The following is a 14,272-nucleotide window of genomic DNA, read 5'->3' as shown; positions in this document are numbered from 1 at the left end:
CTGGCTTGCGAAAGGACCGTCATGGGCGATAAAGATGCGCATGCCCCGCGCGATACAGCGATGACTCGCTGAACACCTCACTGCCCAGCACTCGTCCAACCAGAATCAACGCCGTGCGCCGAAACCCCTTGGCCTGCACCTTCGCGGCAATATCCTCCAGTGTCCCCACCACCCAGTCCTGATCCGGCCATGTCGCGCGGTGAATCACTGCAATCGGGCAATCCGCGCCGTAATGCGGCAGCAGTTCGGCGATGATTTTCTCCAGGTGGTTGACCCCCAGATGAATCGCCATGGTCGCGCCATGCTGCGCCAGACTCCCCAGTTCTTCGCCGGCCGGCATTGCGGTCTTGTCGGCGTAGCGGGTCAGAATCACGCTTTGCGAGATGTCCGGAAGGGTCAGTTCTGCGCCCAGCAGTGCCGCGCACGCCGCCGTTGCGGTAACGCCAGGGATGATTTCGAACGCAATATTCAACTCACGCAAATAGCGAATCTGCTCGCCAATCGCGCCATACAGGCTCGGATCGCCGGAGTGCACCCGTGCCACATCCTGCCCCTTGGCGTGGGCGGATTTGATCAATTCGATGATCTGCTCCAAGTGCAATTCGGCGCTGTTGACCACGATTTCGGCCTGATGCCCCTCCAGCACAGCGGTCGGGACCAGCGAGCCTGCGTAGATGATCACAGGGCAGCTGCGAATCAGTCGCTGGCCTTTGACAGTGATCAATTCCGGGTCGCCGGGGCCGGCGCCGATGAAGTAGACGGTCATGAAGAAATCCTGTGAAAAACGGGGCAGGGCAAGGCTTCAGATGAAGATTGCTCATGATCAAAGAGGGGGATTATCGGGATTTTACGCAGCGCCGGCCAATGCCAACGTGGCCTGGGCGTATTTTTGCCGGGAAATCAGCAGTTTTGCCGGCGCCTGAATCAGCTGTTCGGCGAGGGCCAGCGCAGCACTTTCGGCAACGCCGTAGCATCCGGTACGTTCGTAGGCGATCTGTGAATGATGGCTCAGACGCTGCTGATAACTCGCCAGTTCTACGCTGCTGAAATACAACAGCGGCAGTGCCAGTTGGGCGGCGAGTTCCTGTAAACCGGGCTCATCACGCTTCAAGTCGATACTGGCCAGGGCCTTGACCGCTAAAAGGTCGATGCGATGCGCCTGCAAGGCCTGGTCGAGCAACGCGCGCAGCGTGCTGGCCGGGCAGCCGCGCTGGCAGCCCAGGCCGACGACGAAGGTCGGCGCTGCGCTGTCATCGGTCATGCGTGGTACTGACCATCGCTTTTGCGGCGGAACAACCAGGCGCTGATCAGGCCCAAAGCCAGCCAGAACGCCACGTTGGTCAACTGCGAAGCGATTTTGAACTGAGCTTCCAGCGCCTCGGGTGCCAGCATCGAATGCACCTCCGGCGGCGGGGCGCCGATCACATGCGGTACGGCCAGGATTGCCACGCCCAGCAGCTTCATCAGCCAGTGACGGCTGAACACGATCAGGGCCAGGCCGACAGCGGTCGAGGCGGCCGTGCCGATCCACCACATCTGGCGCGAAGCCAGATCGGCTGCAGCGGTACCCGGCAGTTCAGGCGGCAGGCCGAGGGTCGGTGCAAGCACGAAGGTCGCGTAACCGGCCAGGCCCCAGAGCAGGCCTTGCGAGGTTTTGGTCGGTGCACGCAGGGTGTAAAGGCCCGCGAGCATCAGGGCGAAACCGACGGCCACCACCAGATTGCCTCCGGTGGTCGAGACTACGCGCTGCCAGCCGTCTTCCGGCTCCCAGGCTTGTGCGTCGTGGGTGTGCCCGGCCATGGCGCCTTCGGCATGTTCATGAACGGCGACAGGTTCGGCTTTTTCGAAGGTTTCCGCCTGCAGAATCAACGGCGAGACCCAGAAACTTTGCAACAGGGTGAGGAGCAGGGCAGCCAGCAGGCCGGTGAACCCTGCGGTTTGCGCAATTCGCTTGATCATGTCGAAAGGTCTCAGTGGCACGGAAACGCGGCGCTGTGGCGGGTATCGTGGGCGGCGTTGTGCACCGCTTCGATGTGCGAGAAACCGGCGAAGTAGACGAGGCTGGCACCCAGGATCGAGGCAAAGATCGCCGCAGTCAGGCGTTGGCTCAACGTGGCGGTGCTGGAGATTTTATCGGTGTTGCTGCCGGTGCTGCTGATGATCGACATGGCGCTTCCCTCTGGAGTGTCAGCGGGTGAATAGAGCGCATGAAGACCCCTGCGAGTCGGGCACGCAGAGGTTCGAACAGCGCCCGCCCACCGCGGGTTTGTTATGTTCAGCGACGCACAATGCGCACTGTGTGTTGCGGGCCGGTCTCCGGGCTCACGAGGGGTTGGCGTCAGGCCGACCTGCAAGCATCACCTTCCCATGCCGTACTGGCACAGTGGATCTGACGCTTCGCTCGCTTACCGTTGCGGGGGCAGCACCGGACTGACATGGGCTTGAGTAAAGCACATGATTCACCGGTTTCCCGTTTCACCCTGTGAAGGGCACCCGTAACAAGTTGTGTAGGAGACCATGGGTTGGGGAATTTAGTCAATTTTGTGGGTGGATCCGGTGCTGCGGTAACGGCTGCTTAGGGTTCCACCCTGACGGCGGGTCACTTTTGGCAAACGCCCCAAAAGTAACCAAAAGGTCTATGCCCTGACGTTCGGCCCTCGCCTAGGCTCGGGTTCCTTCGCTCCGGGATTGATCCGGGCGCAGCGCCTCCGGTTTGCTTCGCTGCACCTCCTCTCGATGTGTTTGGCTGCGCCAAACGGTCGCTGCGCTCCCACCCCCGGATCAATCCCTCCACTCAGCCTGCCGACGGGCTTTGAGATCAAAATCTTTACTCGAGCTAACGCTCATCGTGTTGAGTGGGGCGGCTTCGCCGCATGGGGGGCACGAATTAAAATTGTGGGAGCTGGCCTGCCAGCGATGGCGGCCTCACGGCCGACCAATCTTTAACTGAGCACACCCGATCCCACTGTGGGAGCGGGCTTGCTCGCGAAGGCGGTCCGCCAACCAACTAACTCCAACTGAACACACCTAATCCCCTGTGGGAACTGCCGAAGGCTGTGATCTTTTGATCTGGATCTGGATCTGGCTTTTGATGTTGCCTTTGATCTCAAAGCCCCTTCGGCAGGCCGAGCGAAGGTGTTCATCTGGGGGTAGGCGCGCAGCGCCGTGCGGCGAAGCCGCATACATCGAGAGGAGGTGCAGCGAAGCAAACCGTAGGCGATGCCCCCTGATGGACACCGTAGCGAGGGAACACTGAGCCTCAGCGAAGTGCCGTACGCCGGGGCAAAGCCTTTTGGTTCCTTTTTGGCGTTTGAAAAAGGGACTCGCTGTAAGAGCGAAACCGCCAGCGGCAGCACCCGAAGCAACGGATATGCCCCCAATCCCAAAATCCACCAACCATTGACCCATCCCAATACCCTGCGTAGCCTTGCGCTTTCGAGGTTCTTCGGCCCACGCCGAAGCTAAGAAGGGAACGCGGTCCAAGCCGCGGCTGCCCCCGCAACTGTGAACGGTGCTGTTCGCTGCCACGCCACTGCCAACTCAATCCAGAGCCAGCGGGAAGGCGCAGCGAATGCCAGGCCCAAAGCCTGAACACCGTCAGCCAGGAGACCTGCCTCGTGACAGATTTCTCACTACAACCGGGCGGGGTGATCCGGTGGCGAATTCTTCCGCGCGCTCGGTCGCAGCGGATCTCGTCCCGTATGCCCGCCACCTTGCCAAAGGGCATCCGATGAAAACACTGGCCAAACTCCCTGTCACCATCGTCACCGGTTTCCTCGGCTCGGGCAAAACCACCTTGCTGCGACACATGCTCGACAACGCTCAGGGCCGCCGCATCGCGGTGATCGTCAACGAGTTCGGCGAACTGGGCATCGACGGTGAAATCCTCAAGCAATGCACCATCGGCTGCACCGAAGAAGAAGCCACCGGCCGCGTCTACGAACTGGCCAACGGCTGCTTGTGCTGCACGGTGCAGGAAGAATTCTTCCCGGTGATGCGCGAGCTGGTCGCCCGTCGCGGTGATCTCGACCACATCCTGATCGAAACCTCCGGTCTGGCCCTGCCGAAACCGCTGGTCCAAGCTTTCCAGTGGCCGGAAATCCGCAGTGCCTGCACCGTTGACGCGGTGATTACCGTGGTCGACAGCCCGGCGGTGGCTGCCGGCACCTTCGCCGCGTTTCCGGATCAGGTCGATGCCCAGCGCAAACTCGACCCGAACCTCGATCACGAGTCGCCGCTGCACGAACTGTTCGCCGACCAACTGGCCAGCGCCGATCTGGTGATCCTTAACAAGGCCGACCAGACCAGCCCTGAAGACCTCGCTCGCGTACGTCTGGAAGTCGCTGAAGAGCTGCCGCCAGCGGTGAAAATCATCGAAGCCAGCAACGGCCGTCTGCCACTGGACGTGTTGATTGGCCTTGGCGCGGGTTCCGAAGAGCACATCGACAGCCGCCACAGCCATCACGATCACCACCACGACGGTGATGACGACCACGATGACCACGATCATGACGCTTTCGATTCGATCTCCATCGAACTGCCGCAAGCCGATGAAAGCTTGCTGCTCGACGCACTGACGCAACTGGTGGTTCAGCACGGCATTCTGCGCGTCAAAGGCTTCGCGGCGATCCCGAACAAGCCGATGCGCCTGCTGATTCAAGGCGTGGGCACGCGTTTCGACAAGCACTTCGACCGTCAGTGGGGCACCGATGAAGCGCGCGTCACGCGCCTGGTGCTGATCGGCCAGGAACTCGACGCCGCGCAACTCGAAGCGCAACTGCGCGCCGCGCTCAGCGTTTAAGCCATGCACCTGCTCAGGACCCAGCCCGGCGGTTTCGTGTCGGATGACAACATTGCCGACCTTGGACAAACCCCCGCCGAGCTGGTGATCCTGTGCAGCGGCGATTCCAGCCTGGCGCTGCTCGCCGAAGCTGCGCAGCAATTGCCCGAGGATTACCCGAGTCTGCGCCTGGCCAATCCCATGCAGGTGCAGAATCACGCTTCGGTCGATCTGTATGTCGATGAGGTGCTGCGTCACGCCAAGGTGATCCTGATTTCGTTGCACGGCGGCATTGCCTATTGGCGTTATGGCGTCGAGCGGCTGGTGGAGCTGGCTGAGCGCGGTGTGCAGGTGATTCTGGTGCCTGGCGATGACCGTCCCGACCCTGAACTCAGCGACTTGAGCACCGTGCCCGCCGAGGATCGCGACCGCCTCTGGCAGTTCCTGCGTCAGGGCGGCATGGGCAATGCGCTGGACTTCTTCCATTGCCTGGCCAACCGCTGGCTGGCGCGGGACTACGCCTGGGACGAGCCGCAAGCGCTGCCGCGTACGGCGATTTACCAGCCACAGAAAAACTCCGCCGCACTGAGCGACTGGCAAGCCGAATGGCTGCCCGGTCAACCGGTCGCGGCGGTGTTGTTTTATCGCTCGCATTTGCAGGCGGCCAACACGGCGTTCATCGATGTGTTCTGCCAGCGCTTGCAGGCGGCGGGGCTCAATCCGCTGCCAATCGCGGTTGCCAGCCTGAAAGAGCCGGGCTGCCTGAGCGTGGTCGAGGATTGGCTGGACGAGGTCGAGGCGGCGGTGATTCTCAACACCACCGGGTTCGCGCAATCCAGCCCGGAAGCCCCACATCTGCGGCCGTTCCGGCGCAATATTCCGGTGATTCAGGCGATCTGCGCGCAGGACAACGAGCCTGGCTGGCGCGACAGCGAGCAAGGCCTCGGCCCGCGCGATCTGGCGATGCACATCGCCTTGCCGGAACTCGACGGGCGCATCATCAGCCGGCCGATCAGCTTCAAGGATCTGGCCTGGCGCAGTGAGCGCAGTCAGTCCGACGTGGTCTGCTACCGGGCGCAACCGGAGCGCATGGATTTCGTCGCCGAACTGGCCCGGCGCTGGAGCGATCTGGCGCGGGTACCGAATGCCGAGAAACGCATTGCGCTGATCCTCGCCAACTACCCGACCCGCGACGGTCGTATCGGCAACGGTGTCGGCCTCGACACCCCGGCCGCGGCTTTGAATATCTTGCGTGCGTTGCAGGCTGAAGGCTTTCCGCTGACGGCTCAGTTGCCGGACAGCGGCACTGCGCTGATCCAGCAATTGCTCGGTGGCGTCAGCAACGACCTCGACAGCATCGATTTGCGCCCGTGCCAGCAAAGCCTGGCGATGGACGCTTATCTGGCGATGTTCAATGCACTGCCGCAAGCCAATCGTGCGGCAGTGCTGGAACGTTGGGGCGCTCCGCAAGACGATCCGATGTGCCGTGACGGGCGGATGATGATCGCCGGTCTGCGCTTTGGCCTGACCTTTGTCGGCATTCAACCGGCGCGCGGTTATCAGGTCGATCCGAGTGCGGTGTATCACGACCCGGATCTGGTGCCGCCCCACGGCTATCTGGCGTTCTACTTCTGGCTGCGCAACACCTACGGCGCGCACGCGGTGATTCACGTCGGCAAGCACGGTAACCTCGAATGGCTGCCGGGCAAGGGCGTCGGCCTTTCGCAAAACTGCTGGCCGGACGTGCTGCTCGGGCCGCTGCCGAACATCTATCCGTTTATCGTCAATGACCCGGGTGAGGGCGCACAGGCCAAACGACGCACGCAAGCGGTGATCATCGACCACCTGATGCCGCCGCTGACCCGTGCCGAAACCTACGGCCCGCTGCGCAATCTGGAACTGTTGGCCGACGAATATTACGAAGCCCAACTGCTCGACCCGCGCCGCGCCCGCGAGCTGCAGCGCGACATCCTGCAACTGGTGCGCGAGACGCAGATCGACCGTGAACTGCAACTCGACGCCGGCCTGGACAGCGACGCCGACGCAGCGATCTGGCTACCGCGGCTGGACACCTATCTGTGTGACCTCAAGGAATCGCAGATTCGCGATGGCCTGCACATTTTCGGTGAGTCACCGACCGGACGTTTGCGCATCGACACGTTGCTGGCGCTGCTGCGCATTCCGCGTGGCGACGGCAAGGGCGCACAGTCGAGTTTGCTGCGGGCTGTGGCGAAAGCCTTTGAGCTGGGGTTTGATCCGCTGGATTGTGCGTTGGCCGAGCCGTGGAATGGCCCGCGTCCGCAGGCGCTGCAAAACGTCAGCGATGAAATCTGGCGCAGCGCCGGCGATACCCGCGAACGCCTCGAACTGTTCGCCACCCAACTGATCACCCAGGCACTCCAAATCCCCTGTGGGAGCGAGCCTGCTCGCGAAAGCGGTGTTTCAGCCGACATTGATTTACCTGACCCACCGCCATCGCGAGCAGGCTCACTCCGACAGGATCCGCGTTGGGCTGAAGTCAGCGTAATCATTGAGAACCTGCGCGAAGTCGTCGCCCCGCGTCTCGACGCCTGCGGTCCCGCCGAAATGCGTGGCTTGCTCGATGCGCTGAACGGCCGCTTCGTCCCTGCCGGCCCAAGCGGCGCGCCGAGCCGTGGCCGTCTCGACGTGCTGCCCACCGGGCGCAACTTCTACTCGGTGGACGTGCGCAACCTGCCGACCACCACCGCGTGGCGCATCGGTTTTCAGTCCGCCACGCTGATTCTCGAACGGCACCTGCAGGATCACGGCGATCACCTGCGCCAGCTCGGCCTGTCGGTGTGGGGCACCGCGACCATGCGCACCGGCGGCGACGACATCGCCCAGGCCATGGCGCTGATGGGCGTGCGTCCGGTGTGGGCTACCGGCAGTCAGCGCGTTGATGACTTTGAAATTCTGCCGCTGAGTCTGCTGGACCGGCCACGGGTCGATGTGACGTTGCGGGTCTCCGGGTTCTTCCGCGATGCCTTTGCCAACCTGATCCGCCTGTTCGACGCGGCCGTGCAAGCGGTGGCAGCACTGGACGAACCCGACGATCTCAACCCGCTGGCGGCGAAAGTGCGTGCCGAGCGCGAGGCTCTGCTGCAATCGGGGCTGGATGAAGACGCGGCGCGGCGCCAGGCCGGTTGGCGGATCTTCGGCGCTAAACCCGGAGCGTACGGCGCGGGTGTGCAGGGCGCCATCGATGGACGTCTGTGGCAGAGCCGCGAGGATCTGGCCGAGGTCTATCTGAATTGGGGCGCCTACGCATACGGTGGGTCCGACGAGGGCACCGCCGCCCGCGAGCAGTTCGTCCAGCGCCTGAGCCAGGTGCAGGCTGTGCTGCAAAACCAGGACAATCGCGAGCATGACTTGCTCGATTCCAACGACTATTACCAGTTCCAGGGCGGCATGCTCGCGGCGGTGGAAACCCTGCGCGGGGAAGCGGCGGCCAGTTATCACGGCGATCACAGCCAGCCGGATCTGCCGAAAATCCGCACCCTGAAAGAAGAACTGAATCGGGTGATCCGCTCGCGGGCGGCCAATCCGAAATGGATCGACGGGGTCAAGCGCCACGGCTATAAAGGCGCGTTCGAACTGGCAGCGACGGTCGATAACCTGTTCGCCTTCGATGCCACCACGCAACTGATCGACGATCATCAGTATGCGTTGCTGGCCGACGCCTATTTGCTCGATCCGGCGACCCGCGACTTTGTCCGCGAGCACAATCCGCATGCGCTGCGCGACATGACCGAGCGCATGCTGGAAGCGCAACAGCGCGGAATGTGGCAGGAACCCGGCGCCTATAAAGAGGCCCTCGAAAACCTGCTGCTGGATATAGAAGAAGACACCTGATGCGCTGTAAATCAACTGTGGGAGCGGGCTTGCTCGCGAAGGCGTCGTGTCAGTGGATATACCTTTTACGGATACCCCGCTTTCGCGAGCAAGCCCGCTCCCACAGGGGATCAGGTTAGCGCCCAATGTTTTTCGATAGATCACCGACCATGACTGAGTATTGAAGATGACCGACACCCCGCATTTCCCGCTCTCCGCTGTGGTCGGCGCCGATGACCTGAAACTCGCTCTGTGCCTCACCGCCATCGACCCGAAAATCGGTGGCGTGCTGATCGAAGGTCCGCGTGGCATGGCCAAATCGACCCTGGCCCGTGGTCTGGCCGATCTGCTGGCGAGCGGTCAGTTCGTCACGCTGCCGCTGGGCGCCACCGAAGAGCGTCTGGTCGGCACGCTCGATCTTGACGCCGCGTTGAGTGAAGGGCGCGCGCAGTTTTCCCCCGGTGTGCTGGCCAAGGCCGATGGCGGCGTGTTGTACGTCGATGAAGTGAACCTGCTGCCCGACCATCTGGTGGATCTGCTGCTCGATGTGGCGGCCAGCGGCACCAACCTGATTGAACGCGATGGTATTTCTCATCGGCATTCGGCCCGATTCGTGTTGATTGGCACAATGAACCCGGAAGAGGGCGAATTGCGTCCGCAACTGCTCGACCGTTTCGGCCTGAACGTCGCTCTCAGCGGTCACACGGTACCGGCCGAACGCGGGCAGATCATTCGTCGCCGACTGGATTTCGACAGCGATCCACAAGCGTTCTGCGCGCAGTGGGAAACGCAGCAGCAAACCCTGCGTGAGCGTTGCGAACACGCGCGCAGTGCCTTGTCGGGCATTCCCCTGGACGACGACGCCTTGGCGCTGATCACCGAACGTTGCTTTGCTGCTGGTGTTGATGGCTTGCGTGCCGATCTGGTCTGGCTGCGTGCTGCCCGGGCCCACGCGGCGTGGCGCGGTGCTGACGCGATTGCCGAGCAGGACATCGACGCGGTGGCGGAATTCGCGCTGCGTCATCGCCGTCGTGAATCGCCTTCGTCCAGCCCTCAGCCCCCTGCGCAGCACTCGACCCATGCGCAGGCCGGGCCGAGCGAAGGGCAGGGGCAGTGGGGCGACATGCCTGCCCCGGCACTGGCCACCGGTGCGCGCCGTGAAGTGCCGAGCTGGCCAAAAAAGTAACCGGCATTCGTCCCCGATCCGACGTGGGGGCGAATGCCAGACCCCGCGCCGGACGACTCGACCACGGACGCCAGGGCCAACGCCACGCCGCGCGCAGCGGCTCGGTGAACTGGCCGGGTACGTTGCTCAGCGGTCGGCCGCAGACACGGGAAGATCTGCAGTTCCAGTTACGCACCCGTTCGGCCCATGAGCTGTGGCTGGTGATCGTCGATGCGTCGGCCTCGACTCGTCGTCATCAGGCACTGAGCGATGCCAAGGGCTTGCTCGCGCAATTGTTCGATGATGCCTATCGACAGCGCGCCCGTCTGGCATTACTGACTGCCAGCGGCAGTGCGCCGAAATGGCAGGTACAGGGCTTGAAGGCGTCGAGTGGCTTGCGCACCTGGCTGGAAGCGCTGGGGGCGGGCGGCGGCACGCCGTTGCTGGCTGCGTTGACGCAGGCGCAGCAATGGCTGGCGCAGCGGAAAAAGCGTTTTCCTGCCGAGCAGCAGCGATTGCTGCTGGTCACGGACGGGCGCCTGAAAGCCTTGCCGCCGCTGCTGCCGCTGGAGTGCCCGGGGTTGTTGATCGACATTGAGCGTGGGCCGATCCGCTTGGCCCGAGCGCGGCAAATTGCGGCGGCGCTGAATGCGCAGTATCGGCATATCGATGATCTGTGATGCCTGAACGGGCCTCTTCGCGAGCAGGCTCGCTCCCACAAGGTTGCTGAACACCGCTTCCGCTGTGGGAGCGAGCCTGCTCGCGAAGAGGTTCACTCGGTTGCTGATCTGCCAACCACAATTCGCAGCGCTGCTCTATGCTCCACTCCAGCCCAATCACAAGGAGTGAATCATGCGGGTACTGGTCGCCAATCCTCAGGACGATTTTCGCGTCAAAGCCTACGCCGGCACCAACGGCGTGTTGCTCGCCATGGATCTGGCCGAGCCCCGACGCAAAGGTTTGCTCGGCTTTGCCATCGAGAAGCAGCAGGGCGACAAGCCGTGGCAGTTCCTGTTCAACAGCCTGACGTTTCCCGGCATGGCCCACACTTTTCCCCAATATCACGCCACGCCCAGCGATAAAGCGCCGCTGCAGAAATTTCGCTGGGCCGATTACGCAGTCAACCCAGGCACAACCTTGCACTATCGCGTGCACTTGGCCTACGGCACGGCGGACGCGCCGCAATTGGGCGAGTCGCTGGAGCTGAGCATCACGTCCGACGATGGCCACCCGGCCAACCAGAGCGTGATCTTCAATCGTGCCGTGGCCGCCAGCCAGGCCTTCCAGCGCAAGTTCCCCGACCTCGACGCGCAAATCAGCGCCAACAAGAACCTGCCCATTGAAGCGTGGCCCGACGCAGCGCGCCTGTGGCTGGAGAACGGGCTGCTGGAGCGTTTGCTGGGTTACATCGAGCGTGCGGTGGACGCTCAGTGGGCGCTGGATATCGCGATCTACGAGTACCAGTTGCAGGCGATCATCGATGCGGTGAACGCGGCGTTCGCCCGAGGCGTTCGAGTGCGTGTGCTGTATCACGCCCGACCGGATGACGCCGATACGGCACTGAACGAAACCAACCTGGCGAAATTGCCGGCGGCGAACAAGCGCGGTCGAATCACCCACGAGATCTTCCACGACAAGTTCATTGTCCTCAGCCGCGTCGATGCTGCCGGGCAGCGTCAACCGCAGGCCGTGTTGTGCGGCAGCACCAATTTCACCGTCAATGGTGTGTATCGCCAGGCCAACGTGGTGCACACCCTCGATGACGTGACGATCGCCGCGCGTTATCTGCAAACGTTCGAAGAGGTCTGGGCGAATCCCGCCGATGTCGGCGCGACGCGCACCTGGATCACTGCCAACAACCCCATTGACCCCACGCAACCGTTGTTCGCCGGGTTCTCGCCACGCAGCGGTGGCGCCGACCTGCGCGAATTCGTCGAGATCATCGAGGCGGCTAAAAAGGACGTATTGTTCGTCACTGCGTTTACCTTGCCGGACGCGATTCTCAACGCGCTGCTCGGCAAGCCCCATGACGATATCCTGCGTTACGGCCTGCAAAACACCGCGAGCAGCATCACGGGGTTTCACGCGGACCGTACGGCCGAATTCGCCGCCACGGCTTTGCTCAACACCGGGCTGGAAGGCTGGCTGAAGGAAAACATGAAAGGCCAGAAGGGCAACCTGCTGGTGCACACCAAAGCCGTGATTACCGACTTCACCACAGACGCGCCGACCATCATCAGCGGCAGCCACAACCTCAGCACCTCGGCCAGCAATGGCAATGACGAGAACTTCCTTATCATTCGTGGCGACACTGATCTGGCCGACCGCTATGGTCTGGAATTGCTGCGGTTCTACGAGCATTACCGCTTTCGCTATTTCGCGAAAAAACTGGAGCTGAAGCAGGTTAGTCCGCTGGCGGTGGATGACAGCTGGACCAACGATTACTACGTCGAGGGGGATTTGCGGCAGTTGTCGCGGTTGCGTTTTGCCGGGCGTTGATGTTGCGCGTTTGATGGCCTCTTCGCGAGCAAGCCCGCTCCCACATTGGATCTTCAGTGAACCCGGAACCGGTGTCCGACAAATAATCCCTGTGAGAGCGGGCTTGCTCGCGAGAGGGCCATCAGGAAACGCTTTTTTGTGTTCTTACAGATTTTGAAATGATTTGCCGCTGTAGAAAATGTGCCTTGAGCCTGTACGCTCCAAGGCCATTTTTCATTCAGGATTTACATGAACACCCTCTCGGAGCCTCCCAGTCGTACCTTCTCCTCGCGCCATCGCGCGGTCTTGACTCACTCGCAGCATCCGGTCTTCCGACTCCCGACTATCGTTGTCAACGCGGCTTCAGAGCCTTCGCGTTGCGCTTTGCCGTGTCCGGCAGCCTGAATTCACTGAAGAGAGATCGAGACATTTTATGGAATGGTTAGCGGATCCCACGGCCTGGTTAGGCTTGTTGACCCTGATTGTGCTGGAACTGGTGCTGGGTATCGACAACCTGGTGTTCATCGCGATTCTGGCGGACAAACTGCCGCCGCATCAGCGCGACCGCGCGCGGATCATCGGCTTGTCGCTGGCCTTGATCATGCGCCTGGGCCTGTTGGCGAGTATTTCCTGGCTGGTGACCCTCACGCAGCCGTTGTTCGAGGTGTTCGGCAAGAGCTTCTCCGGTCGAGACCTGATCATGCTGTTCGGTGGTGTGTTCCTGTTGTTCAAGGCCACCATGGAGCTGCACGAACGGCTTGAGGGCCACGTCGGCCAGCGCTCGAACAACGCCGCTTATGCGCTGTTCTGGCCAATCGTGGCGCAGATCGTGGTGCTCGACGCCGTGTTTTCGCTGGACGCGGTGATCACGGCGGTCGGCATGGTTGATGAACTGGCGGTGATGATGATCGCGGTGATCATTTCCATCGGCCTGATGATCGTCGCAAGCAAGCCGCTGACTCGCTTCGTCAATGCGCACCCGACGGTGATCATGTTGTGTCTGGGCTTCCTGATGATGATCGGTTTCGCGTTGACGGCCGAAGGCCTGGGCTTCCACATCCCGAAAGGCTATCTGTACGCGGCGATTGGTTTCTCGATTCTGATCGAAGTGTTCAACCAGATCGCGCGAGCCCGTCGCAAGCGCTCGATGCAGGGCTTGCGCCCGATGCGTGAGCGCACGGCCCATGCGGTGATGCGCTTGTTGGGTGGCCGCAAGTTGGCGGTGGAAGAAGTCGGCGAGGAGATTTCCGACTTGCTGGACGATGGTCAAGCGCCAGGCGCGGAGCTGTTCGACCGTCGCGAGCGGGTGATGATCAGCGGCGTGCTGCAACTGGCCGAGCGCCCGATTCGCAACCTGATGACCGTGCGCGCCGACGTCGACACCATTGATCTGGCGGACGACGCCGAAGCGATTCGCACGCGCCTGATGCATTCGTCCTACTCGCGCTTGCCGTTGATTCGCCACGGCGCGGTGGATGAACCGCTGGGCTTCGTGCACAAGAAGGAGCTGCTCAAGGAGTATCTGGCCGGCAATGAGCCGAACCTGGAACACCTGGCGCGCAAGACCATCAACCTGCTCGACAGCTATTCGATCCTCAATGCGCTGGAACAGATGCGCGCGGCCTCGACCCACATCGCCTTCGTGGTCAATGAGTTTGGTGACTTTGTCGGCGTGTTGACCATGACCGACATCCTCGAGTCGATTGCTGGCGAATTACCCGATGCCAGCGAAATCGAAGGCCCGGACGTGATCGAAGAGCAAGGCGGGTTCGTGGTCAGCGGCGCGCTGAACCTGATGCGTGTGCGGGAACGCACGGGGTTTGGTGCGCAGCCGACCGAGGACTACCAGACCCTGGCCGGGTTGGTGATGAGCCTGCTGGACCGCTTGCCGATGAAGGGCGATCGCCTGCAGTACGAAGGCTGGCAGATGACGGTGGTGGCGGTGGAAGAACGGCGGGTGACGCGGGTGTTGCTGGTGCGCGACGCCGTGTAATCCG

At 62.2% G+C, this 14,272-nt stretch carries 10 protein-coding genes and 2 riboswitches; of the genes, 6 read left to right on the top strand and 4 right to left on the bottom strand.

Going from position 1 to position 14,272, the window contains the following annotated elements; all coding sequences use genetic code 11:
* Nucleotides 1-19 precede the first annotated feature (19 nt).
* The 4 genes from cobM to AC0J41_RS13610 form a co-directional block, all read right to left on the bottom strand.
* Nucleotides 20-766, bottom strand: coding sequence for a precorrin-4 C(11)-methyltransferase (gene cobM, locus AC0J41_RS13625; RefSeq protein WP_473015916.1), 747 nt, complete (start codon nt 764-766; stop codon nt 20-22).
* Between the two features lie 81 nt (nt 767-847).
* On the bottom strand, nt 848-1,261 hold the full coding sequence (locus tag AC0J41_RS13620; RefSeq protein WP_473015915.1) for a cobalamin biosynthesis protein: 414 nt from the start codon (nt 1,259-1,261) through the stop codon (nt 848-850).
* The gene (locus tag AC0J41_RS13615; protein WP_473015914.1) at nt 1,258-1,959 is read right to left on the bottom strand and encodes a CbtA family protein; all 702 of its coding nucleotides are present in this window, start codon (nt 1,957-1,959) and stop codon (nt 1,258-1,260) included. The genes AC0J41_RS13620 and AC0J41_RS13615 overlap by 4 nt, the downstream gene beginning before the upstream one ends.
* 11 nt (nt 1,960-1,970) lie before the next feature.
* Nucleotides 1,971-2,168: a CbtB domain-containing protein gene (locus AC0J41_RS13610; RefSeq protein ID WP_003225486.1), complete on the bottom strand. Its 198-nt coding sequence runs from the start codon at nt 2,166-2,168 to the stop codon at nt 1,971-1,973.
* 122 nt (nt 2,169-2,290) lie between these two features.
* Nucleotides 2,291-2,512, bottom strand: a riboswitch (cobalamin riboswitch).
* Nucleotides 2,513-3,421: 909 nt separating this feature from the next.
* A riboswitch (cobalamin riboswitch) is annotated at nt 3,422-3,632 on the top strand.
* Nucleotides 3,633-3,730: 98 nt separating this feature from the next.
* Between AC0J41_RS13610 and cobW the strand changes: the two genes are divergently transcribed.
* The 6 genes from cobW (at nt 3,731) to AC0J41_RS13580 (ending at nt 14,268) form a co-directional block, all read left to right on the top strand.
* Nucleotides 3,731-4,801, top strand: a complete 1,071-nt coding sequence (gene cobW / locus AC0J41_RS13605; RefSeq protein ID WP_025112539.1) for a cobalamin biosynthesis protein CobW — start codon at nt 3,731-3,733, stop codon at nt 4,799-4,801.
* A 3-nt stretch (nt 4,802-4,804) separates the two neighbouring features.
* Nucleotides 4,805-8,653, top strand: coding sequence for a cobaltochelatase subunit CobN (cobN, locus tag AC0J41_RS13600; RefSeq protein WP_473015913.1), 3,849 nt, complete (start codon nt 4,805-4,807; stop codon nt 8,651-8,653).
* A 166-nt stretch (nt 8,654-8,819) separates the two neighbouring features.
* Nucleotides 8,820-9,818: a magnesium chelatase ATPase subunit I gene (locus tag AC0J41_RS13595; protein ID WP_473015912.1), complete on the top strand. Its 999-nt coding sequence runs from the start codon at nt 8,820-8,822 to the stop codon at nt 9,816-9,818.
* Nucleotides 9,819-9,841: 23 nt separating this feature from the next.
* Entirely contained in the window at nt 9,842-10,477 is a 636-nt protein-coding gene (locus tag AC0J41_RS13590) for a vWA domain-containing protein (protein WP_473015911.1), read from the top strand.
* 172 nt (nt 10,478-10,649) lie between these two features.
* The gene (locus AC0J41_RS13585) at nt 10,650-12,296 is read left to right on the top strand and encodes a phospholipase D-like domain-containing protein (RefSeq protein WP_473015910.1); all 1,647 of its coding nucleotides are present in this window, start codon (nt 10,650-10,652) and stop codon (nt 12,294-12,296) included.
* Nucleotides 12,297-12,708: 412 nt separating this feature from the next.
* Nucleotides 12,709-14,268, top strand: a complete 1,560-nt coding sequence (locus tag AC0J41_RS13580; RefSeq protein WP_473015909.1) for a TerC family protein — start codon at nt 12,709-12,711, stop codon at nt 14,266-14,268.
* The last annotated feature ends 4 nt before the right edge of the window (nt 14,269-14,272 follow it).

It is taken from the genome of Pseudomonas sp. Arb-4-2C, assembly GCF_055755015.1.
This window is presented reverse-complemented; position numbering and strand designations above follow the sequence as displayed.